We start from the raw sequence: 22,280 nt of genomic DNA, 5'->3' as shown, positions 1-22,280 counted from the left end.
CATATATGTGGTCGAATAGAAAACTTGCCATTGTGCTGTATCCGTTTGTGACAGCCACCGTTGCTATTAATTTGTTTTTTGCCGCCTTGATTGGAACGTTTGCCGACTTGCCAGCCTTGACGCCGGTCATGTCTTTATGGCTGAGCCTGCCGCTGGGCATTCCTGCCACATGGGCTTCTGTCAAATGGGTGCGTAGCCTTCTTCGGCAAGCCGGAGATTAAACTCTGCCTGCTTAAATTAAACGACACGTGCCGACTGGTCCTTACGGGCAGTTTCTGCTCTGTGTAATCCCGCGTACTCGAGCCGTTTTTCTAAATAGGCGAGAAATTCCAAATCTCTACCATTGCTAGATTGTTTTTATCCCTGCAATTTGGGCGCAGTCTTGATAATTATCAATGAGGGCCGGTGAGGCAGGGTCTACGCCTGCACTATGTTCAACCGTTGGCTCACATATCTAGCTTATGCCATTTTAGCGCTGACTATGACTTTGTCTGGTGTAAAGGCAGAGCTTTTGCGCAGCGCAGGTGCGTCAGCGGATGGGGTGCAGGAAATCGTTATCTGCACCACTTTGGGCCAAAAGACAATTCAATTGGATCAAAATGGAGATCCGATCCCACAAAACCAGAGTGACCGGTCCTGCTGTGAAGGCGTGTGTATTGCCTGCGGCATGTGCCAGTCCTCCATGTTCCTTCCACCAGAGAACTTTCAGCTTTCTGGTCACTATCTGCACTCCATAAATCCAAACAGACTCCGTGACGTCACTGCCGTGCGCCTTGTGCAATCGGCCTCGGCACGCGCGCCGCCGGGGGGGAATCCATGTTAAACTTGTGTTTTCAGCGCATTGCAGCGCACATATGCAGCCTTGTTGCTGTAACATTCATGGCCGTGGCAGTCTTGCACTCTGCCAATGCGCAGGCTCAAAGCCAAAGCTCCTTTCTTGCCCGTTTTCTCCCTCAAATAGCCCCATCCCTTATTGTAGAAGGGAGTGATGCTTATGGCTCGATCCGCCCGGATATTCCTGTGGCGCCCTTGCTCAAAGGGGATAAACAGATCGGCTGGGTCTGGATTACTTCCGATTTCGTTGGCACCACCGGCTACTCCGGCAAGCCCATCCATACAATGGTTGCAGCGGATATGGATGCCCGTTTGCTTGGCGCTCAGCTTATCGAGCATTCAGAGCCCATCGTGCTCGTGGGTATTCCTGATGAGAAAATCAAAGCCCTGACCAGAAGCTACCAAGGCATTGACCTTGTCGATGAAGCGGCTACCGGCGGCCAGTCTCACGATGTGGACATTATCTCCGGCGCAACCGTTACCATTATCGTGATTGACGACACCATCATTCGCTCGGGCTTGAAAGTGGCGCGGGCACTCGGTCTTGGTGGCTTGAAAGGCGGCCAGAACGGCGAGCCCAAGTTCATTGTTAAAGAAGGTGCGAGCGCTGCGACTGACTGGATTGATCTAACCGGAGACGGCACGGTGCGCCGCCTGAGCCTCGATGTTTCGCAGGTTAATAGTGAATTTGCCGGTTCCAACGATCCGCGCGCTGCAAAGCGCCCTGAAAAAGGACCGGACAGTGACACCTTTATCGATATGAATGTGGCGCTTGTGAGCGTACCGTCCATCGGTAAATCTCTGCTGGGCGAAAAGGGGTATGCCAACCTTCAAAACTGGTTGAAGGAGGGTGAACACGCCATTCTTGTGACAGGCCGTGGCCGCTACTCCTTCAAAGGATCAGGTTATGTGCGCGGCGGCATTTTCGACCGCATTCAACTGGTGCAAGGCGACGATAGCGTCCGCTTTAGGGATCGCATGCACCGGCGCATTGGCACTGTTGCAGCGGGTGGTACACCTAGTTTTGCAGAGATGGACCTCTTTAAAATTCCGGCAACTTCCAATTTTGACCCCACACGTCCATGGCGGTTGCAGTTGTTGGTCTCCCGCGCTGTTGGGGCTATCGAGAAGGCATTCGTTTCCTTTGATTTGGGCTACCAGCTGCCAAGTAAATACATGCAGCCCGTGGCCACGCCTGCAGCGCAATCTGCTGAAGCTGCTCAAGTAGCGACAATGGCAGACCAGAGCGAGGCGGCGGCCAAGCAGGCTTTGTGGAAACGCATCTGGTGGCAGAAACGCTATGAGATTGCTGGCCTTGTCGCCATGCTCAGCGTCCTCACTATTGCTTTCTTCTTCCAGCGCTGGATCACGCAATCTGCGAAAACCGTCCTTTGGTTCCGCATGGGGTTCTTGACACTAACGCTGTTTTTCCTTGGCTGGTATGCCAATGCGCAGCTTTCCGTGGTCAACTTGATGGCGCTGGGCGGGTCTTTGGCCTCAGGCTTCAATTGGGACGCGTTCCTTATGGAGCCACTCACATTTATTCTGTGGTTCTCCGTAGCAGCTGCGCTCATCTTCTGGGGCCGCGGCGCATACTGCGGGTGGCTGTGCCCCTTTGGCGCGCTTCAGGAGCTGTCAAACCGTATTGCCCGCGTACTCAAAGTGCCACAGTGGAAGTTGCCGTTTGGTCTGCACGAAAGGCTTTGGGCACTCAAGTACGTTATCTTTCTTGGGTTATTGGGCCTTTCTTTTGCATCCATTCAAATGGCCGAGCGCTTTGCTGAAGTCGAGCCGTTCAAGACCGCCATTATTCTCAAGTTCAATCGCAGTTGGCCGTTCATCCTGTTTGCGCTGGCAGTCTTGATCCCGGGCCTGTTTATCGAGCGGTTTTACTGCCGGTACTTGTGCCCGCTGGGCGGCGCGCTGGCCATTCCTGCAAGAATGCGCATGTTTGACTGGCTCAAGCGCTACCCAGAATGCGGGCGCCCCTGCCAGACCTGCTCCAATGAATGCCCAATTCAAGCCATTCATCCAACGGGCGAAATCAATCCAAACGAATGTGTGAACTGCTTGCACTGTCAGGTTCTCTATCAATCCGAGAACAAGTGTCCGGTAGTCATTCGCAAATTGAAGAGGCGCGCCCACCTTGCGCCGTCTTCTGTCAAACCAGCCGCAAAGAAACCTGCGGAATCACTGGAAGCATGAGTAGAGGAGTTACTCTCATGAGTGGGAAAATGAACGATGTAAAACGCAAAGGGCTGAGCCGCCGGCAAATGCTGAGTGCGTCTGCTGTAGGCACGGGTAGCCTTGCAATGCTTGGGGGGGCAGCTGGTCTCACAGCATCCAGTGCATTATCCCCGGCCCATGCAGCTGGCCGCAGCTCTGAGTTGAAGCCTGGTGAGCTGGATCCTTACTACGGTTTCTGGTCTTCCGGTCAGTCTGGCGAGCTTCGCATTCTGGGCTTCCCGTCCATGCGCGAATTGATGCGCGTGCCGGTGTTTAACCGCTGTTCCGCAACAGGTTGGGGCCAGACCAACGAGAGCTTGAAAATTCTCACTGAAGGCCTGCTACCAGAAACCAAGGAATTTCTAGCCAAACAAGGTAAGAAGACCTATGACAACGGCGATCTGCACCACCCGCATATGTCCTTCACCGATGGCACTTATGATGGCCGTTACATCTTCGTGAATGACAAGGCCAACACCCGTGTTGCCCGTGTGCGCGTTGACGTGATGAAGTGCGACAAGATCCTAGAGATCCCCAACGCTCACGACATTCACGGTCTGCGTCCGCAGAAATACCCGCGTACTGGCTATGTATTTGCCAATGGTGAGCATGAAGCGCCGCTGGTCAACGACGGCACAATTTTGGATGAACCGGATAAATACGTGAACATCTTCACCGCTATTGACGGTGACACCATGGAAGTTGCATGGCAGGTGATGGTTTCCGGTAACCTTGATAACTGCGATTGCGACTATCAGGGCAAATATGCGTTCTCCACTTCCTACAACTCTGAAATGGGTATGAACCTTGCTGAAATGACAGCAAGTGAAATGGATCATGTGGTTGTCTTCAACATTGCTGAAATTGAAAAGGCAGTGAAAAACGGAGACTATCAGGAGCTGAAGGGTGTTCCTGTCATTGATGGCCGTAAGGGATCAAACAAAAAGTACACCCGCTACATTCCAATTCCAAACAGCCCCCATGGCATCAACACAGCACCAGACACCAAGCATGTGGTGATCAACGGCAAGCTTTCCCCGACCTGCTCTGTTCTGGACGTGCGCAAGTTCGACGCCATGTTTGAAGAAGATGCGGATCCACGCTCCGTTGTTGTGGCTGAGCCAGAGCTGGGCCTTGGTCCTCTCCACACCGCGTTCGATGGCAAGGGCTATTGCTACACCACCTTGTTCCTCGACAGCCAGATGGTGAAATGGGATCTGGAAAAATCCATTCGCAAGTTCAACGGCGAAGATGTTGATCCAATCATCTCCAAAGTGGATGTGCAGTATCAGCCGGGCCACAACCACACCACCATGGGTGAAACCAAGGAAGCGGATGGCAACTGGCTCATATCTTTGAACAAGTTCTCCAAAGACCGCTTCTTGAACGTGGGGCCTTTGAAACCGGAAAACGAACAGATTATCGACATCTCCACCGATGAAATGAAGGTGGTGCACGACGGTCCAACGTTTGCGGAGCCTCATGATTGTATCATGGTGCGGGCCGACATTGTGAACCCGGACACTGAATGGAAGCGGGACGACCCTGTCTTTGCTGATGCGGTTGCTCAGGCAAAAGCTGATGGAGTTGATCCGGAATCCGATAGTGTTGTTATCCGCGATGGCAACAAAGTCCGCGTTTACATGACTTCCATGGCACCGGCCTTTGGTCTGGAGAAATTCACCGTCAAGGAAGGGGATGAAGTCACCGTTATCATCACCAATATCGACGATATTGATGATCTGACCCACGGCTTCACTCTCGGCAACTATGGCATTGCCATGGAGCTGGCCCCAATGGCCACATCCTCTGTCACCTTCACTGCGGACAGACCGGGCGTGCACTGGTTCTACTGCCAGTGGTTCTGCCATGCACTGCACATGGAAATGCGTGGCCGTATGTTTGTTGAACCAAAAGGGGCGTAAATGATTATCCCTCGTTTCCTCAGCTGTCTTTTGGCAGGCATGCTTGGGCTTAATGGTGCGCTCGCCGAACAGCGCGTGGAAGCGGGGGGTGACCTTGCAACGCTTATCAAATCAGCCGTCCCCGGTGAGACCCTGCGTCTTGCCGGGGGCGAGCACGTGGGCTCGGTTGAGATTGACAAGCCGCTAACACTGGAGTGTGAACGCGGCGCGGTCATAGACGGGCAGGGCAAAGGCTCCGTTATCACCGTTACCAGTGAAGGCGTTACTATTCGCGGATGCCAGATAATCGGCTCTGGCGATAAGCACGACAAAATTGATTCAGGTGTTCGCCTTTTAAAAGGTGCGACAGGTGCCGTAGTTGAAGGCAACACTTTTACCGGAAATCTTTACGGCGTTGATGTGCACGGGGCAAAAGACGCCAAGGTTTTCGATAACAAGATTATTGGCCGCAAAGGCCACCGCATGAACCGCCGCGGCAATGGGGTTTATGTATGGAACGCACCGGGCACGGAAGTCTCCGGCAATGATATCCGTTTTGGCCGCGATGGTATCTTCACCAACACCTCGCGCAAGAATGTGTTCACCCGCAACACCTTCCGCGACCTGCGCTTTGCAGTGCACTACATGTATACGCAGGACAGTGTGGTGAAGGACAACTATTCCAGCGGCAACCACCTGGGCTACGCCATCATGTTTTCCAAGGGCGTTCATATGGAAAACAACGTCTCCTTTAACGACCGTGATCAGGGGATCATGCTGAACTATGCCAATAAAAGCGTAGTTAAGGGAAACTATGTGTCTGGCCCCAAAGAGCGGGCGCTTTTTATTTACAACTCACACAAGAACAAGATTTCTGAGAACTGGTTTGAAAAGAGTGCCATCGGCATTCACTTTACCGCAGGCTCCGAGCGCAATTCCGTGTTTCGCAACACTTTCGCCAGCAACCGTCAGCAGGTCAAATACGTGGGTGCCAAGTGGATCGACTGGTCCTTGGACGGGCAGGGCAATTACTGGTCCGATCATTCCGCCTATGATCTGAACAACGACAATATTGCCGATAGTCCCTACCGGCCCAATGACACCATGGACCGCATCCTCTGGACCCAGCCCTCCGCCAAGCTGCTTCTGGGCAGCCCAGCCGTACAGCTGGTGCGCTGGGCGCAAAAGTCCTTTCCGGCCACACTGCCGGGCGGGGTTATTGACCGCCATCCTCTTATGAAACCTATCAGGCCACAGGCAATGGAGAAGCTCCAATGACTCTTGATCTCCAAAGGGCCACGGTAAAGCGTGGCAAGGTGACAACGTTAAATGAGGTCTCCCTCTCCGTCGCAGAAGGAGAACGGGTTGCTCTTATCGGCCATAACGGCGCAGGCAAAAGCACCTTGATGAAAACAGTGCTGGGGCTGGTGCCTTTGCACAGCGGCGAGATTTCCGTTCTGGGTGAAAAGCCGGGCAGCGGCACGGCGAGAAAATCGACCGCCTACCTGCCCGAAAGCGTCTCCTTCCATCCAGCCCTCACAGGCCGCGAGCTACTGCATATGTTCGCCGCTATCAAAGGCGAGCGGAAGGGCATTGACCGCCTTCTGGAGCGTGTTGGCTTGGCGGACGCGTCAACCCGTCGAATTGGCACCTATTCAAAAGGCATGCGCCAGCGTCTTGGCCTTGCCCAAGCCCTGCTTGCCCGCCCGCGCCTTGCAATTCTGGACGAGCCTACCAGCGGCCTAGATCCACTTTCGCGCGTGGAGTTTTACAAGCTGGTGGATGAAATGGCACAGGACGGTACAGCCGTTGTCATCTCCTCCCATGCCTTGACAGAGCTGGAAGCAAAAACCGACCGCATCGCGGTGCTCAAAAAAGGGCAGCTTGTGGCCAACGACACCTTGTCTAGCCTGCGCAGCAGGGCAGGGCTGCCGATCCGCGTTCATGTTTCAACCAAAGAAAACAGTAATGCCTATGTGGCCGAAAAACTGGGCGGTGTGCCCGTAAATGGCCACATGGTGGAAGTGATGTGCTCCACCGACCATAAACTACAAATGTTTGGGCGTATTGCTGAAATGGAGCGGATGATCACCGATGTGGACCTGACGCCCCCCTGCCTTGACGACCTTTATAAACACTTCAGCAAGGAGGCTGCCCAGTGAACGCCATTCTCGCTTTTGCCAAGACCGAGTTCCGCATCACCCGCCGCAATCGCCTGCTGCGCGCCGCTGTAATTATCATGGTTCTGTTTTCTTGTGCCTTGACCCTTCTTGGCTCTGGTGCCACGGGTAATCTTGGGGTGGACCTGATGACCGCAGCAAGTGCAAGCCTTGCCACCTTGTCCGTTTACATCGTGCCGCTCATTGCGCTTTTGATGTCGTTTGATGCTATTGCAGGGGAAATGGAGCGGGGCACACTGCCGTTGATCCTCACCTATCCAGCCCCCCGCCTTTCCATCATCATCGGCAAGTTCCTCGCCCACTTTGGCGCGCTCGCCGTTGCCGTGACGCTGGGTTTTGGTGCCGCCGCAGCTGTGGCCGCAAGCACAAGCGGCATTACCGCTGAGGGGATTTTCACACTGCTGAAGCTTCTTGGCGGCACGTTGTTGCTGGGCTCTGCGTTTTTGGGTCTGGGATACGCCATGTCCGCATGGACACAGGCGACAGGGGCTGCAGCAGGTTACGCCATTGGAACATGGCTGGTCTTTGTGGTGCTTTATGATGTGGCACTTCTTGCGGGCCTCATGGTGGATGGCAGCGGGGGAGCCTTCACCAAAGACTTCTTCCCGTGGCTCTTGATAGCAAACCCGGCAGATGCCTTCCGCCTTGTCACTCTTCCCGCAGGCCAAGCGGCAGAACTCTCCTCTGGCATCGTGTCATCAACGGCAGCCTCCGGCCTTGCGCCTCTTCTTTCTCTTTTCCTGTGGCCTTTAGGGGCGCTCATTCTGGCATGGGGCTCAGTGCAAAGGATAAACCTATGAGACTGGTTACTCTTCTATCCCTCGGTTTGCTCCTAGTCGCATGCGGCGGTGAAAGTGATACGGCGAGCAAGCTGCCTGATCCCGTTCCAATGACTGAAGATGCCGTGAGTTTTTATTGCCAGATGAACGTATTGGAGCACCCCGGCCCCAAAGCGCAAATCCATATTGAAGGCATGCTGGCCCCTATGTTTTTTGCGCAGGTTCGCGATGCCGTGGCTTTCTTAAAATCCGAAGAGCGCCCCGGAGATGTTCTGGTGACTTATGTCTCTGATATGTCCAAGGCAGACAGCTGGGAGGAACCTGGCATAGAAAACTGGATTTCAGCAGATGAGGCCATGTTTGTTGTCGGCTCCAACCAAAGCGGGGGAATGGGAGCGCCCGAAGTCGTCCCCTTCAGCTCAAAGGCGTCAGCAACAGCCTTCGCCCAAATGAACGGCGGTGAAGTCGTACCTCTCACAGAGATTCCGGCGGATGCGGTGCTTGGTAGTGTGACGCTGTTTTAGGTTTGCTTTTGTTCCCTGTCACCTGATGTCGCTGAGCGACATCAGGTATATTCCCGCGAAGCTAGACAGAACAGACCGAGGCCTCTGCCCAGCTGCGCCAAAATTGGCAGGCCTCTCACATCACTCCTCTAGCTTCGCTATTTGCTCCTGTAGTCTTCAATCCGCTCCCCTCGCTCAAGAGCTGTTTGCCGCGCCGTCTGCAGGTCCTGCGGGGAAAGGTGTGTGGCCGCCAGATCCCTGTTGTCCATAGCATCTGTATCTCCACTGGCCGCAGCAAGTGTGAACCAGATAAAGGCCTCAGCATAGTCCTGCAGCACGCCTTGGCCTTTGGCGTACATAGTTCCCACATTCAATTGGCCGACTGTACTCCCCTGTTCTGCGGCACTGCGGAACCATTTCATCGCCTCAGCATAATCCTGCGCTGTTCCTTTACCGTTCTTGTGCATCAGGCCTAAGTTATTCTGCGAGGAAGCATCTCCCTGCTCAGCAAGTTCACCATACAACTTTAGTGCCTTTGCATAGTTCTGCGGCACGCCTTGGCCCTTCTCAAACATCAGGCCCAAGTTAAATTGGGCATCAAGATCGCCCTGTGCCGCCGCTTTGCGATACCATTTAAAAGCTTTTGCAAAGTCTTGTGGAACGCCTTGTCCGTCTTCGTACATGGCCCCCATGTTATATTGGGCATGGAGATCTCCCAGCACGGCAGCTTTGCGGTACCATTTTATGGCCTCGATAGGGTCTTGAGGGACGCCTTGCCCGTTGAAGTACATATGGCCCAAGGTGTTTTGGGATTTGGCCATTCCTTGTTCGGCAGCCTTGCGATACCACTTTAGGGCCTCTGCATAACTCTGCCCTGTGCCTTTGCCGTTATAGTACATCCAGCCTAGATTATGTTGGCCTTTAACATTACCCTGCTCGGCCGCCTTGTAATACCAATTGAGAGCCTTTGCGTCGTCTTGTTGCACGCCGAGGCCTTTTTCGTACATGCGGGCTAATAGAAACTGGGCATCTGCGTCACCTTGTTCAGCTGCGCGATGAAACCATTTTCCGGCATCAGGATAGCTTTGTGAGACACCTAGGCCATTGTAGTACATAAGGGCCAAGTTATATTGGGCATAGGCCTCTCCCTGCTCAGCGGACTTACGGTACCACTTAATGGCGTTAGGATAACTCAGCGAGACGCCTCGGCCCGTTTCGTACATAAGGCCCAAATTCAACTGAGCATCAGAATCGCCCTGTGCTGCTGCTCTGCGGTACCACTTATAAGCTTTTGTGTAGTCTTGTGGGACGCCTTGGCCCTTCTCGTATATTGCCCCCATATTATATTGGGCAATTGCAGTTCCTTGCAAGGCTGCTTTTCGATGCCACTTGATGGCCTCAAGATGGTCTGGAACTACACCTTGTCCGTTGGTGTACATTATGCCCAAGAAGCTTTGGGAGAGTGCTATCCCTTGTTCGGCGGCTTTGCGATACCATTTTATGGCTTCAGTATAGCTTTGTGGGACGCCGTGGCCATTGGAATACATGGCTCCTAGGTTATGTTGACCCTTAGCATATCCTTGATCAGCTGCCTTTCGATACCAGTTTATAGCCTCCACATAGTCCTGCGAGACGCCTTGGCCCTTCTCGTACATAAGACCCAAGTGAAACTGGGCACTTGCGTTCCCTTGTTCGGCTGCCTTACGAGACCACTTTACGGCTTCAAGGTAGTTCTGCGAAATGCCTTGGCCGCTAAGGTACATGAATCCTAAGTTGGATTGGGCTTCTGCGTCACCTTGTTCGGCGGCTTTGCGAAACCACTTTATGGCTTCATGGTGATCTTGAGATGCGCCTTGTCCGTTGGAGTACATCATGCCCAAGAAATTTTGGGAGAGTGCCATTCCTTGTTCTGCTGCCTTGCGATACCATTTTATGGCTTCAGGATAGTTTAGCGAGGTGCCTTTGCCGTTGTCGTACATCCAGCCTAGGTTGTTTTGGCCTCTAGCATTCCCCTGTTCGGCAGCCTTGCGATACCATTTTATAGCCTCGGCATAATCCTGCGAAATGCCTTTGCCATTATCGTACATAATACCCAAGTTAAACTGAGCGCTTGCGTTCCCTTGCAAAGCTGCCTTACGAAACCACTTTTCGGCTTCAAGGTAGTCCTGCGAAGTGCCTTGGCCGTTATAGTACATGAGGCCCAAGTTATCTTGGGCTTCTGCATCTCCTTGCTCAGCGGCTTTGCGGTATCTCTTTATTGCTTCTTTATCGTCCTGTGGGAGGTTTAGCCCGATGTCGAACCCAAAGCTCCAATTAAACTTTGTGCTGGAATGTGCCAGTTCATCTGAACTTCGATACCATTTAATGGCATTGACATTGTCCTGCACGGAACCACTGCCAACGTTATACATGAAGTCCAAGTTAAACTGGGCGTTGGCATCTCCCTGTTCGGCAGCTTTACGAAACCACTTTTCAGCCTCTGCATAATCCTTGGGTACAGTCGTGCCTGTCAAATACATGGCACCCAAGTCATTTTGCGCAGTAGGGTCTCCTTTCTCAGCAAGCTGCCTCGTGCTTTCCGAGACTTCATATGTGAAGTCCACTGTTACAAATAGGAAGGCTGCAACTATTATAATTACTAGGAGAATAATGCGGTTCATGAGAGGTAGCCAAATACTTATAGGAAAATTGGTTGGAAGAAAGAAGTGCCTGTATAAGTATAGCAAGCACCGCCTGCAATAAGGCTTATGTACAACTCAAGATTTTGACTTTGAAAAGATGTGAAGAAGCGCTGGTTTAGGCAGCGTTTCGTGATCGGTTCAACCCTGCATAGGAGCCTGATTGGGTGTGTGCTCTACCATGCGGGAAACGCTTTCAGATAAGGAGAAGCTGAAAACAGCTCCTCCCCACCAATGCTCGTTTAAAGAATTTTGCGGCGGAGCCACGCAGCAACCACTTCACCGATGACAACCAGTGCGATGATTGCCAGAAGGATGGTGGCGACTTCCTGCCAGTTGAAGGTGTCGATGGCGCCTTGTAGCAGCACGCCGATACCGCCAGCGCCAACAAGGCCCAGCACCGTGGATTCGCGCAGGTTAATGTCCCAGCGCAAAATGGACACGGCCCAGAAGGTTGGCATGACCTGAGGCACGATGGCGTACATGATCACCTTGAAGCGGGAAGCGCCTGTGGCCTCCAGAGCTTCAACCGGCTTGTTGTCGATTTCCTCGATTGCTTCCCCCAGCAACTTGCCGACAAAACCAATGGAGCGGAACATAATCGCCACGATACCGGCAATCACACCGGGACCAAAGATCGCCACAAACAGTAGCGCCCAGATGATGGTGTTAATGGAACGGCTGGACACCAGAATGAAGCGGCCAATCCAGAGGGTCAGCTTGTTCGGTGTGGTGTTTTGCGCCGCCATGTACGCCACAGGCAGGGAGATCACCACAGCAATGGCCGTTGCCAGTGTTGCAATGTTCACTGTCTCCCACAGCACCTGCAGGATTTCGGCAAGGTTCGTGGTATCGGGCGGCACCATACGGCCAAACAGATCGGCCATCTGGCGCGGGCTATCCCAAACCCATTCCCAGATCACGTTGATACTGGTGATCGACCAATAGATAAGGACGGCACCCAAGAGGAACCACGTGTAGCGGATCATACGTTGGCGAGGCGTAAAACGGGCCCACTCTTCCGGAAAAATATCAGTACTCATTTGATTGACTTCCTGATCTGGCCACTAATCGCCTCACTGATGAGAATGACACCGATGATGATGCCGGTGATGGTCAGCGCAAAGTCATAGTCATAGCGTCCGAATGCGTTGGCGAGTGTTGCACCAATGCCTCCAGCACCAACAATGCCAACCACAGCAGAGGCACGCAGGTTACTGTCCAGCTGGTAGATGGTCAGACCCACCTGACGTGGCATGATTTGCGGGAAGACTGCATAAACAACTGTTGAGAGGAACGGGGCACCAGCAGCCCGCATCGCTTCAACCTGTCCGAAGTCAATTTCCTCAATCCGCTCCGCCAGCATTTTTGCAACAAAGCCGATTGAGTAGACGATGAGTGTCAAAACACCAGCAAAAGGACCAAAGCCAACTGCCTTCACGAAGATGATGGCAACAATAACCGGATGGAAGCTGCGGGCAACGATGATGATGGCACGTCCCAGCATGTAAACCGGCTTGATAGCCACATTACGCGCCGCCATGAAGGCGATTGGGATGGAAAGAGCCACACCGCAAACGGTAGAAAGAATGGCAATCTTCAAGCTTTCCATAAAGCCGTTAAGCAGCAAGCCACCGCGCTCAAAAGCCGGAGGCCATGCGCCACTAAAAATGCGTCCTGCACGGGTCAGGCCCTGACTGGCACGGTTCCAGTCAATCGGCAAATTATAAAGAGTGATCCCGAAATACACCAAGGCCGCGATAATCACGCCCCAGCGAATGTAAGGGTTGGCAATGAATGGTGGTTTCTTCCACGTATCACGCACTAGGGGCTGCGTGTCTTGTTTGCTCATGAAGTGACTGCCCCTAAATCATTCGAGGAAGACGCCTCTTCATCCATTCCCCGGTCAGCGGCCGGTGTGCCAGAGTAGATCTGGTCCATGGCGTCCTTGTCGAGCTTGGCTGGCTCTTCATCAAAAATGATGCGGCCATAACGCATGCCCACGATGCGGTCGGTGTATTCCTTGGCCTCGGTCACGTTATGGATATTGATCAAGACAGGCAGGGAGAACTCGCGGGAGAGATCGCGCAGAAGTCCCATGATCTGCTCGCTGGTTTTCGGGTCGAGTGCTGCTGTCGGCTCATCAGCCAGAAGGATTTCAGGGTCCTGCATCAAGGCCCGCACAACACCAACACGCTGGCGCTCACCGCCGGAGAGTTCATCGGCACGTTTGTTGGCATAATGCGCAATTCCAACGCGCTCCATCAGCTCAAAGGCGCGGCGGATATCGTCTTTTGGATACTTACGGGCAATTGCACGCCATGTTGGCAGCGAACCAAGACGACCAGACTGTACGTTTTCCATTACCGTCAGGCGATCAATCAAGTTGAAGCCCTGAAACACCATCCCAATTTTGTGACGGGCTTTGCGCAGTTCGCGCCGGTTCAGGTTTGTCAGATCAGTGCCGTTCAACATGATTTGGCCGGAGCTTGGCTCCACCAAACGGTTGATACAGCGTAGAAGCGTACTTTTACCAGCCCCGGAAGAACCGATGATTGAAACAACGCTCTCCCCCTTAATCTCTAGGTTAAGGTTTTTCAAAACAGGCTGGCCGGTGTCGTAACGCTTGACCAGATCGGTAATTTTTAACATTTCAGTCTCCAGAATGCAGACCGGAGGCCCAAGGGCCTCCGACTCATTCGTATATTCCAGTATATGCTGTTCTTATTTCAGGCCTTCAGGAGTATAAGTTACGCCGTTCGCAGCCTGAATTGTGCGGATCACCGCCCAGTCCTGCTTGTAGGTGATCGGAATAAACTTGCTCACGCCGGAGAACTCTTTGCCAAGTGTTGTTCCGGTGAAGTCGAAGGAGAAGAAAGCTTCCTTGATCTTTTCAACGACCTTAGGGTCAAGGTTATGAGCGTAGTTGAATGATGTTGTCGGGAATGGGCTGGATTCCCAAATGATCTTCATGTCTTCTTTATCAAACAGATCACGCTCGGCCATACGGTCAACAACTTCAGAGGCAACTGGAGCTGCATCATAATCGCCAGCGACTACACCCAGCAAAGACTGGTCGTGTGAACCGGAGTACACAACTTCGTAGTCTTCATCTGGTGTAATACCAAGACTTGGGAAGAGGGCACGTGGAGCCTGGTTACCGGAGTTGGAAGTTGGAGAAGTATGCGCGATTCGCTTACCAGCCAGATCTTCCATTGTGTTCAGGCCGGAATCCTTACGGGTGTAAACCTGCAATTTGTAGCCGAACTCACCTTCGTCTGACCCCATCAGAGCGAAAGGAACTGACCCTGCCAAGTTCACAGCAAATGGTGTTGGGCCAGTGGAGAAGCCTGCAATGTGCAGACGACCGGAGCGCATTGCTTCAACTTCAGCGGAGTTGGACTGCACTGGGAAGAACTGAACATTCTTGCCGGTTACTTTCTCGAGATGCTCGATGAATGGCGCCCAGATGTCAGCGTAAACAGCTGGATCTTCTGTTGGAGTGTAAGCAAAGACCAATGTGCCGGGGTCAACCAGCTTGTCAGCGGAAGGAGCGTCAGCGATCAAGTCGCCATCTGCATCACAGTACAATACATCAAGTGCGCCACGGTTGGCACAATCATCCGCATAGGCAGCACTACCTGTAAACATGGTAGCTACGAGTGCACCTGCGGCAACACTTTTTAAAAACGTCATTGGTTTCCTCCCAGGAACTGAAATATGCTCAGGCGGCCCCGAGCCTCAGCGGAACGATTTCATTAATTTGTATTGAGGGTAAGTACCTAGATTAGACAAATATTTGCCTATCCACATTAAAATGACAGCCGGGTAAGTTTGTGTTGATTAAAATTTGAAATTGTTGAAAATTTCTCATGCATACTTATTGGTGTGCTAATTGGGTGATGCCCCGTGAATGCAAAATTCGCGGGGCATGTCCTTCATGCCGCTAGGAGAGGGCTTTGCGGAGCCGCGCAATACGGGATATCAAAAGCAGGTCTACGGTCAAAACGGCGATCAAGCTGAGCGCCACCAGCGGAAACGCCAGAGACACCACAAGCATGATGAGCATGGCGGCAGGCCAGTGCGGCATGCCCTCCGGCGCTTTGGGGGCAAAGAGCCTGAGGCCACCTTGCTTGGGGCGGCGCACCCACCACATGATAATCCCGCTTATGGACAGGAATATAACCGCAAGGCATGTGAGAGTATTCACAATGACATTCCATCCGCCCATATCACCCTCATGGAACGCGATGCCAACGGCCATTGCTTTGGCCATAAGGGTATAGTCCTTGAACTGAACATCTGCCAGAACTTTTCCCGTGTATTGGTCAATATGAACGGTTCTGTCTGCGGTTGGATTTGGAGCGTCGTTGCTCATGCTATCTTGATTAACAGTCCAGACGCCCGCCTCTCCTTTAGGGAAAGAAACCCTGAAACGCCCCGTGTATCCAAGCTTTTGTGCAAAGTCCGAGACACTGTCAATGTCTACAGGCATCCCTGTGTCTATGCCCAAGCGCCCCGCATCTGAACCGGAGGCGGGGAGGGGCGTTTGTTCCAAAGACCAAGGAACATCTTTCACCGCTCCGTGGTTCATGGATGCATGGATGTCGTCAGATAAGGGAACGTTCTCCCATTTTTCAGCGGGAAACGTATTCCAGGCCTGCACAAACTTCTCTCCCCAAAAACCTGTCCACGAGAGGCCGGATAACAGGAAGAGAAAAAGCAAAATTGAAACGTAAAAACCAACGCTTCGGTGCAGGTTCTTCCATAGGCTACGCCCACCCGAGGAAAGAGTGGGAAAGAAAACGGTGGCAACGTTCTCCTGCCTTGGCCACCAAAGGTATAGGCCCGTCAAAATAAGAACCACCCCGAACCCTGCAGCAATCTCAAGCAGGCGGTCCCCTGTCGTGCCAATGAGTAAGGTGGCATGAATATCGGTTGCAAAGTCATACCAGCCATCTCTGCGAAGCCATGTATTCACTTCTGTGCCTTCAAAGGGGTCAATGGCAATCATGTAGTTTGTGCCCTCTGCGGACACCCGAAACACAGAGGCACCATCGGATGTGGTTGGCTTTACCCATTCAACGATTTTCCCTCCCGAGACAGCTTCAAGAGCCTTTGCAGTCTGCGCGGAAATTTTGAGAGCTTGAGCACCTTGGGGAACAGGAACAGTTATTTTCTCGCCATCGCGCCCCTCAATGAGCGCAATATACATCATAACAAGGCCGGTGACGGACAGTATGATCAGGAATGGGGCCACATACAGGCCGGCATAAAAATGCCAACGCCATGCGGCGGTATAAAATCGGCGTGCATCCCCGGATAGGGGTGTGTTGGCGAGTGCATTTAACTCGTGATTGATACTCGACACGAAAAACTCCAGCAATACTTACGGCTCAGAGCGTTGAAACAAGGCTTTGTCCGTAAAAAGATAATGAGATCTGATTTTTTAAAGAGTGATGGATGCTGGAGGCGCTCTTGCGCCAACGGGCAAGGTTTTCAGCTGATCGAAAATTGCCTCGAATGCATGGACTTGCGGTACTGATAAGCCTGAGGGAACCAAAAGCTTGAGGGGGTCGTTTATGCTGGCGTGCGCTCCAAGGACAGACGAATAGATGCAGGGGTTCCGCTCTTCTTCAGAAATGGGCGGAACTTCTTTGCCATCACTATTCATGGTAATGTGGCGAAGGCCGGAAGAGGTGCATAGTATAACGGTAAACGTTCCGTCCGTGTTGGATCCTGGCATCATGCCTGTGGGGATCAAAGAAGACAAAAGCAGCGCAAACAGCAACAGCCAGCTCACCCATAGCTTTCGCCATAGAGCTGCTTTGTCGCTCTTTGGTTGATATTGAATGCGCATGTCTCCCCCAACTGCACTCACTCCTAAGTCAGTTGAGAATGAGTTTCAATAGTAGCTGCCCACTGGATGATACTGGCGACGTACTCTTGAGCGCGTTACGCTTGATTGAGTTCAATATACTTTTGGTAAAACCTGTAGACAGCAATTTCCTGTCGCGGAACAAAATGACTTCCGGCTCTAATTCGGGACGATATTCAAGATTCTTTGCGAGGTTATACCGGCCACCGCGCCGGTATCCATAATTAATTCTATAGGTTCCCTTGAAGCCTGATTAGTATAAGTGGGCAGAAATATGGCGGATCTTCCCCTGATTTGCTGCCGCGGAAGCGCTTCAAAACATCTCATTACCCTTGAGAAATTAAATTATGGATATAAAATTTGAAGTTTCTCCAATCAAACATATTTGATTATTATTGTACAAGCCGCTGTAAGTACTCCAAATTTCAAAGTTTCCCTAAACGGCATATTATTTCAAAATTTAAGTAAATATTGGAATATTAATGATAGTTAATTTGAAATGTTAGCATGTTGAGCTCACCTTCCACTCGCAGCCCCGCTCTGTCCTGGCTACACTAAATGAAATAGAAGCATATAGGTTAAGCATGTCTACAAAAAATAAGACATTTGGCGATGGCGACAATAACTACACAATTAAAGGTGGTGGAATCGAAGCTCACAAGCAGGTTCACTATAACATTGATATGGGTGGCGGTGATGATACCGTTAATGTGACTTGGAGTAAGATGACGCATGACAGCTCACAGATCGCGGGCTTTAATACAAGGTTGGGCGATGGCAATGATACCATTAAATTTAATTTGCAACACGGTTCATACGCCACCGACTTGCAGTTAAATATTGATAGTGGCTCTGGCGATGATACAATTAATGTCAATAATATTCAGTATGCCCACCACGCAGACGATGTTGATGCTGTTCTGGAAGGTGGAACCGGCGACGACACTATAACGAAAAGTGATAAAAGTAATTTTGACGCAACGATCTATGGGGATGAAAACCCTGACAATCACTCTGCCTTCGACAGTTCTTTAAGCTACAATGATACAATTCATGCGGGAAATGGAAATAACACCATCTTTGGCGGCTTTGGCGATGATAACATTACTGCGGGAGACGGGAATAACATCATCTATGCGGGCTATAGTGACAATACCAGTGAAGCCCATACCGGTTCCAACACAATTACCGTAGGTGATGGAGACAATTCCATTTATGGCGGCAGTGGTGGTGATACAATTACCGCAGGCAACGGGAACGATTTCATTTTCGGTGGAGATGGGAATGACACCATTAATGCTGGTGGTGGCGATAATGTCGTCACCGGAGGTGCGGGGAGTGACACATTTGTCTTTTCCGATACCTGCGAGCCAAGCAGCACAGAGATTACTGACTATGACAGTGGCTCGGATACGCTGATGTTTTCCAGTTCTGATGTAAATTCCATGGATGACCTGACAATCTCTTATGATCAGGATCATGCGTATACCGCAGAGGACGGCTCCACCGCCCATGGAGCAACAACAATCACTGATACCGACGGTAATGCAGTCATCATTGACGGTGTTACACCTGATCACCTTGCTGCGAGCGACTTCATCTTCACATAAAATGTATCGCCGAAAAGTGGATGCCGGTTTCTGGTTAAAGATACGCGCCTAAACAATAGGCTAAAACAAACCGGCACTATCAAAGAATTGCTGCACGCCCTTCCCTTGCGCATATGCCTTGGGTTGGGTGTGCCGCAACTGTTTATAGGACTGGGTTAAAGCCCTGTTATTTTATGAGCATTGCATCTATGAACACGCTTCCTCCCATCACATAGGTGCTGTTTCCTGAACCAAATGCGATAGGCTTGTGATCGTGGCTGAAATGGATCGCCTGCGGGTGGGGTGCTCGTGGATTTTATCCCCTTCTTTATTGAGAGTAACGAACCATGATATTTGTAGAAGGGGACACGTATTTTTGCGAGTTGGTGAGCTACGGTGCCAACAAAAATAAGCGTGCCTGAATTGACTTCTAAGGTGTGGCTGGATATGAGCGCTGTGGCTAAAACTTATAAAGTCAAATGTGCAGGCATGAAGTATGCGGCGCATGGCCGGTTGGGCTATCTGAAAGCAATCCGGCTAAAAAATATTTTCCAGATGCTGCATATTTTTCCATTAAATTCCACAGTATTAAATTGTGTAAATCACACTATATATTGACCCATTCAAATCTAGATGCACTATATGGAGTGTGCTTGGTTCTTGCGGGGCGACTCGCAGGCGAAGAGGGAAGCCGGTGAAAATCTGGCACTGCCCCCGCAACTGTAAGCAGTGAACGGCCTTTTATTTGTACCACTGAAGGAAACTTCGGGAAGGTTAGAAGGGTGTGTTTGAGCTGTGCAGTCAGGAGACCTGCCAAGAGACAATTTGACAACCACGGGCGGAGGGTCCGGGAGCGTTGTGGCTTCGGTGTGCGCAAGTTTTGTGCCCGCAGCCTGCCGTCTCGATCTTCTCCCATGCTAGGCGGACGAAAGCATGAGCATTACCGTATATTCCAAACCTGCCTGTGTGCAGTGTACTGCAACCACGCGCGCGCTCGATAGTGCAGGTATTGCCTACAACGTGATTGACCTTACACAAGATGCGGATGCTCTGGCGCAAGTTGAATCGCTGGGCTATCGTCAGGTTCCTGTCGTCATTGCAGGAGATCAACACTGGGCAGGCTTTCGCCCGGACAAAATCGGCGGCCTCGCCTGATTAATTGAGCAGCCTCGTCTACTTCTCCAGCTCATCTGAAAATACACACCGCTTTGTTGAACGTCTCGGTCTTGAGGCCGAGCGCATTCCGGCCCGCGCATCCCAAAAGATGCTGCAGGTCACACAACCCTTTGTCCTTATCACCCCCACATATGCGGATGGTGAGGGCAGGGGAGCGGTGCACAAGCAAGTGATTGCTTTTTTGAATGATGTAGCAAACCGGTCTTTGCTCAGGGGCGTGATCGCTTCGGGTAACCGAAATTTCGGGGCATTTTTTGCCCATGCAGGCACTGTTATTGCCGCCAAATGTGACTGTCCATGCCTTTACAAGTTCGAACTTGCAGGCACCGACAGCGACGTTGCGCGGGTTCGTCAGGGACTAGATTTATTTTGGAAACAACAACTCTCGAAAAGTCTGTAGCCGCCTATCAGGGGCTGGACTATCACGCACTGAACGCCATGCTGAACCTCTACGATACAGAGGGAAAAATTCAGTTTGACGCGGATCGTCAGGCGGCACGCCAGTATTTTCTGGAGCATGTAAACCAGAATACTGTTTTCTTCCATTCGCTGGAGGAAAAGCTCTCCTATCTGGTGCGCGAGAACTACTATGAAGCCGAGGTTCTGGACCAGTATGATCCGGCCTTTGTGAAATCTATCTTCATCGCCGCCTATGACCGCAAGTTCCGCTTCCCAACCTTCCTCGGGGCCTTCAAGTTTTACACCAGCTACGCGCTGAAAACCTTTGACGGCAAGCGCTACCTTGAGCGCTATGAAGACCGTGTGGTTATGGTGGCCTTAGCTTTGGCGCGCGGCGATGAAAACCTTGCCATGCAGATGATGAATGAAACCATCTCCAACCGGTTTCAGCCAGCCACACCAACATTCTTGAATGCGGGTAAAAAGCAGCGCGGCGAGCTGATCTCCTGTTTCCTTCTGCGTCTTGAAGACAACATGGAATCCATTGGCCGGTCCATCAACTCTGCGCTGCAGCTTTCCAAGCGCGGCGGCGGTGTTGCTTTGCTGCTGACCAACCTGCGTGAAGCTGGCGCGCCGATCAAAGGCGTTGAGAACCAGTCCTCCGGTATTGTGCCGGTGATGAAGCTTTTGGAAGATAGCTTCAGCTATGCCAACCAGCTTGGCGCCCGTCAGGGTGCAGGCGCTGTGTACCTGAACGCCCATCACCCGGACATCCTCAGCTTCCTTGATACCAAGCGCGAGAATGCGGATGAGAAAATCCGTATTAAAACGCTGTCCCTTGGTGTTGTTATTCCCGATATCACGTTCCAGCTGGCCAAGCAGAACGAGGAAATGTACCTGTTCTCGCCGCATGACGTTGAGAAGGTCTACGGTGTTCCGTTCTCTGAAATCTCGGTCACCGAGAAATACCGCGAGATGGTGGACAACCCACAGATCCGCAAAACAAAACTGCGCGCCCGTGAGTTCTTCCAGTTACTGGCTGAAATCCAGTTCGAGAGCGGTTACCCTTATATTCTGTTTGAAGACACAGCCAATAAAGCGAACCCTGTTGAAGGGCGCATTAATATGTCGAACCTGTGCTCTGAGATCTTGCAGGTGAATGAGGCGAGTCTGTTCAATGATGATCTGTCCTATGAGCATCTGGGAGCCGATATCTCCTGTAATCTGGGTTCACTGAACATTGCCAAGGCAATGGATGGTGGTGATCTGGGCGGAACTGTTGAAACAGCCATCCGGTCTTTGACTGCAGTTTCTGAAATGAGTTCCATTGACTCAGTGCCATCCGTGCGCCGTGGCAATGAAGAAAGCCACGCCATTGGCCTTGGTCAAATGAACCTTCACGGGTTTCTCGCACGCGAACTCATTCATTATGGCAGCCCGGAAGCTGTTGATTTTACAAACATCTATTTCTGCACTGTGCTGTTCCATTGCCTGCGCGCCTCCAACGCACTGGCCATTGAGCGGGGCGCGAGCTTCAAAGGCTTTGAGAACTCCGAGTATGCCTCAGGTGTGTTCTTCGACAAGTACGTGGAGCAGGACTGGTTGCCGGAAACACAGCGGGCTACAAGCCTCTTTGAGAAGTTTGGAATTCACATTCCAACCCGTGAAGAGTGGGTGGCTTTGAAAGATGCTGTCATGAAAGACGGCCTGTTCAACCGCAACCTGCAAGCTGTGCCGCCAACAGGTTCAATCAGCTACATCAATAACTCCACCTCCTCGATCCACCCGATCGTGTCCAAAGTGGAAATCCGCAAAGAGGGCAAGATTGGCCGTGTGTACTACCCAGCGCCGTTTATGAATAACGACAATCTGGAATACTACCGCGATGCCTACGAGATTGGCCCGGAAGCGTTGATCGACACCTATGCAGCGGCAACGCAGCATGTGGACCAAGGCTTGTCTTTGACCCTGTTCTTCCCTGATACCGCCACAACGCGCGACATCAACAAGGCGCAGATTTATGCCTGGAAAAAGGGCATCAAGACAATTTATTATATCCGCCTGCGCCAGATGGCACTGGAAGGCACGGAAGTTGAAGGCTGCGTGGCCTGCTCCCTTTAAGTTTGAGGAATAA

General features: G+C 51.8%; 19 protein-coding genes and 1 riboswitch. Of the genes, 12 read left to right on the top strand and 7 right to left on the bottom strand.

The genetic code is table 11. The features are described 5' to 3' along the window. Window positions 1-5 precede the first annotated feature (5 nt). The 8 genes from P6574_RS12380 to P6574_RS12345 all read left to right on the top strand — a co-directional run bounded on the left by P6574_RS12380 (window position 6) and on the right by P6574_RS12345 (window position 8,447). Window positions 6-221, top strand: coding sequence for a hypothetical protein (locus P6574_RS12380; protein WP_310620587.1), 216 nt, complete (start codon window positions 6-8; stop codon window positions 219-221). A 209-nt stretch (window positions 222-430) separates the two neighbouring features. Next, window positions 431-823 (top strand): DUF2946 family protein, encoded by a 393-nt coding sequence (locus P6574_RS12375; protein ID WP_310620586.1) that lies wholly within the window; start codon window positions 431-433, stop codon window positions 821-823. Then, entirely contained in the window at window positions 817-3,039 is a 2,223-nt protein-coding gene (locus tag P6574_RS12370) for a 4Fe-4S binding protein (protein ID WP_310620585.1), read from the top strand. Before P6574_RS12375 ends, P6574_RS12370 begins: the two co-directional genes overlap by 7 nt. Window positions 3,040-3,056: 17 nt before the next feature. Then, the gene (gene nosZ, locus P6574_RS12365; RefSeq protein WP_310620584.1) at window positions 3,057-4,985 is read left to right on the top strand and encodes a TAT-dependent nitrous-oxide reductase; all 1,929 of its coding nucleotides are present in this window, start codon (window positions 3,057-3,059) and stop codon (window positions 4,983-4,985) included. Beyond that, window positions 4,986-6,242, top strand: a complete 1,257-nt coding sequence (locus P6574_RS12360) for a nitrous oxide reductase family maturation protein NosD (RefSeq protein ID WP_310620583.1) — start codon at window positions 4,986-4,988, stop codon at window positions 6,240-6,242. Continuing rightward, on the top strand, window positions 6,239-7,126 hold the full coding sequence (locus tag P6574_RS12355) for an ABC transporter ATP-binding protein (RefSeq protein ID WP_310620582.1): 888 nt from the start codon (window positions 6,239-6,241) through the stop codon (window positions 7,124-7,126). Before P6574_RS12360 ends, P6574_RS12355 begins: the two co-directional genes overlap by 4 nt. Then, window positions 7,123-7,944: an ABC transporter permease gene (locus P6574_RS12350; RefSeq protein ID WP_310620581.1), complete on the top strand. Its 822-nt coding sequence runs from the start codon at window positions 7,123-7,125 to the stop codon at window positions 7,942-7,944. The genes P6574_RS12355 and P6574_RS12350 overlap by 4 nt, the downstream gene beginning before the upstream one ends. Further along, entirely contained in the window at window positions 7,941-8,447 is a 507-nt protein-coding gene (locus P6574_RS12345; protein ID WP_310620580.1) for a nitrous oxide reductase accessory protein NosL, read from the top strand. The genes P6574_RS12350 and P6574_RS12345 overlap by 4 nt, the downstream gene beginning before the upstream one ends. Window positions 8,448-8,584: 137 nt before the next feature. Here P6574_RS12345 and P6574_RS12340 read toward each other — a convergent pair whose 3' ends face one another. From P6574_RS12340 to P6574_RS12310, 7 genes are all read right to left on the bottom strand, one after another. Continuing rightward, window positions 8,585-11,086 (bottom strand): SEL1-like repeat protein, encoded by a 2,502-nt coding sequence (locus tag P6574_RS12340; protein WP_310620579.1) that lies wholly within the window; start codon window positions 11,084-11,086, stop codon window positions 8,585-8,587. Window positions 11,087-11,346: 260 nt separating this feature from the next. Continuing rightward, window positions 11,347-12,147 (bottom strand): phosphonate ABC transporter, permease protein PhnE, encoded by an 801-nt coding sequence (gene phnE, locus P6574_RS12335; RefSeq protein ID WP_310620578.1) that lies wholly within the window; start codon window positions 12,145-12,147, stop codon window positions 11,347-11,349. Then, window positions 12,144-12,956 carry a phosphonate ABC transporter, permease protein PhnE gene (phnE, locus tag P6574_RS12330; RefSeq protein WP_310620577.1) on the bottom strand — a complete coding sequence of 271 codons (813 nt, stop codon included), beginning with the start codon at window positions 12,954-12,956 and terminating at the stop codon, window positions 12,144-12,146. The genes phnE (P6574_RS12335) and phnE (P6574_RS12330) overlap by 4 nt, the downstream gene beginning before the upstream one ends. Beyond that, window positions 12,953-13,756 (bottom strand): phosphonate ABC transporter ATP-binding protein, encoded by an 804-nt coding sequence (gene phnC / locus P6574_RS12325; RefSeq protein ID WP_310620576.1) that lies wholly within the window; start codon window positions 13,754-13,756, stop codon window positions 12,953-12,955. Before phnC ends, phnE (P6574_RS12330) begins: the two co-directional genes overlap by 4 nt. 72 nt (window positions 13,757-13,828) lie before the next feature. Then, window positions 13,829-14,800 (bottom strand): phosphate/phosphite/phosphonate ABC transporter substrate-binding protein, encoded by a 972-nt coding sequence (gene phnD, locus P6574_RS12320; protein WP_310620575.1) that lies wholly within the window; start codon window positions 14,798-14,800, stop codon window positions 13,829-13,831. A 250-nt stretch (window positions 14,801-15,050) separates the two neighbouring features. Next, entirely contained in the window at window positions 15,051-16,475 is a 1,425-nt protein-coding gene (locus P6574_RS12315) for a PepSY-associated TM helix domain-containing protein (RefSeq protein ID WP_310620574.1), read from the bottom strand. A gap of 78 nt (window positions 16,476-16,553) precedes the next feature. Continuing rightward, complete coding sequence (locus P6574_RS12310; protein ID WP_310620573.1) at window positions 16,554-16,985, bottom strand: DUF2946 family protein; 432 nt, start codon at window positions 16,983-16,985, stop codon at window positions 16,554-16,556. Between the two features lie 581 nt (window positions 16,986-17,566). Between P6574_RS12310 and P6574_RS12305 the strand changes: the two genes are divergently transcribed. The 4 genes from P6574_RS12305 to nrdE all read left to right on the top strand — a co-directional run bounded on the left by P6574_RS12305 (window position 17,567) and on the right by nrdE (window position 22,267). Further along, a complete protein-coding gene (locus P6574_RS12305; protein ID WP_310620572.1) occupies window positions 17,567-18,592 on the top strand; it encodes a calcium-binding protein in 1,026 nt (341 codons plus the stop codon). Between the two features lie 616 nt (window positions 18,593-19,208). Further along, a riboswitch (cobalamin riboswitch) is annotated at window positions 19,209-19,403 on the top strand. A 101-nt stretch (window positions 19,404-19,504) separates the two neighbouring features. After that, window positions 19,505-19,726 carry a glutaredoxin-like protein NrdH gene (nrdH, locus tag P6574_RS12300; RefSeq protein WP_310620571.1) on the top strand — a complete coding sequence of 74 codons (222 nt, stop codon included), beginning with the start codon at window positions 19,505-19,507 and terminating at the stop codon, window positions 19,724-19,726. Window positions 19,727-19,730: 4 nt separating this feature from the next. Then, window positions 19,731-20,147, top strand: coding sequence for a class Ib ribonucleoside-diphosphate reductase assembly flavoprotein NrdI (gene nrdI, locus P6574_RS12295; protein ID WP_310620570.1), 417 nt, complete (start codon window positions 19,731-19,733; stop codon window positions 20,145-20,147). Beyond that, window positions 20,117-22,267, top strand: coding sequence for a class 1b ribonucleoside-diphosphate reductase subunit alpha (gene nrdE, locus P6574_RS12290; protein WP_310620569.1), 2,151 nt, complete (start codon window positions 20,117-20,119; stop codon window positions 22,265-22,267). Before nrdI ends, nrdE begins: the two co-directional genes overlap by 31 nt. The last annotated feature ends 13 nt before the right edge of the window (window positions 22,268-22,280 follow it).

It is taken from the genome of Pseudovibrio sp. M1P-2-3 (genome assembly GCF_031501865.1).
Lineage (GTDB): Bacteria > Pseudomonadota > Alphaproteobacteria > Rhizobiales > Stappiaceae > Pseudovibrio > Pseudovibrio corallicola.
The sequence above is the reverse complement of the archived record's forward strand: the minus strand, read 5'-3'. Positions and strand labels throughout refer to the sequence as shown.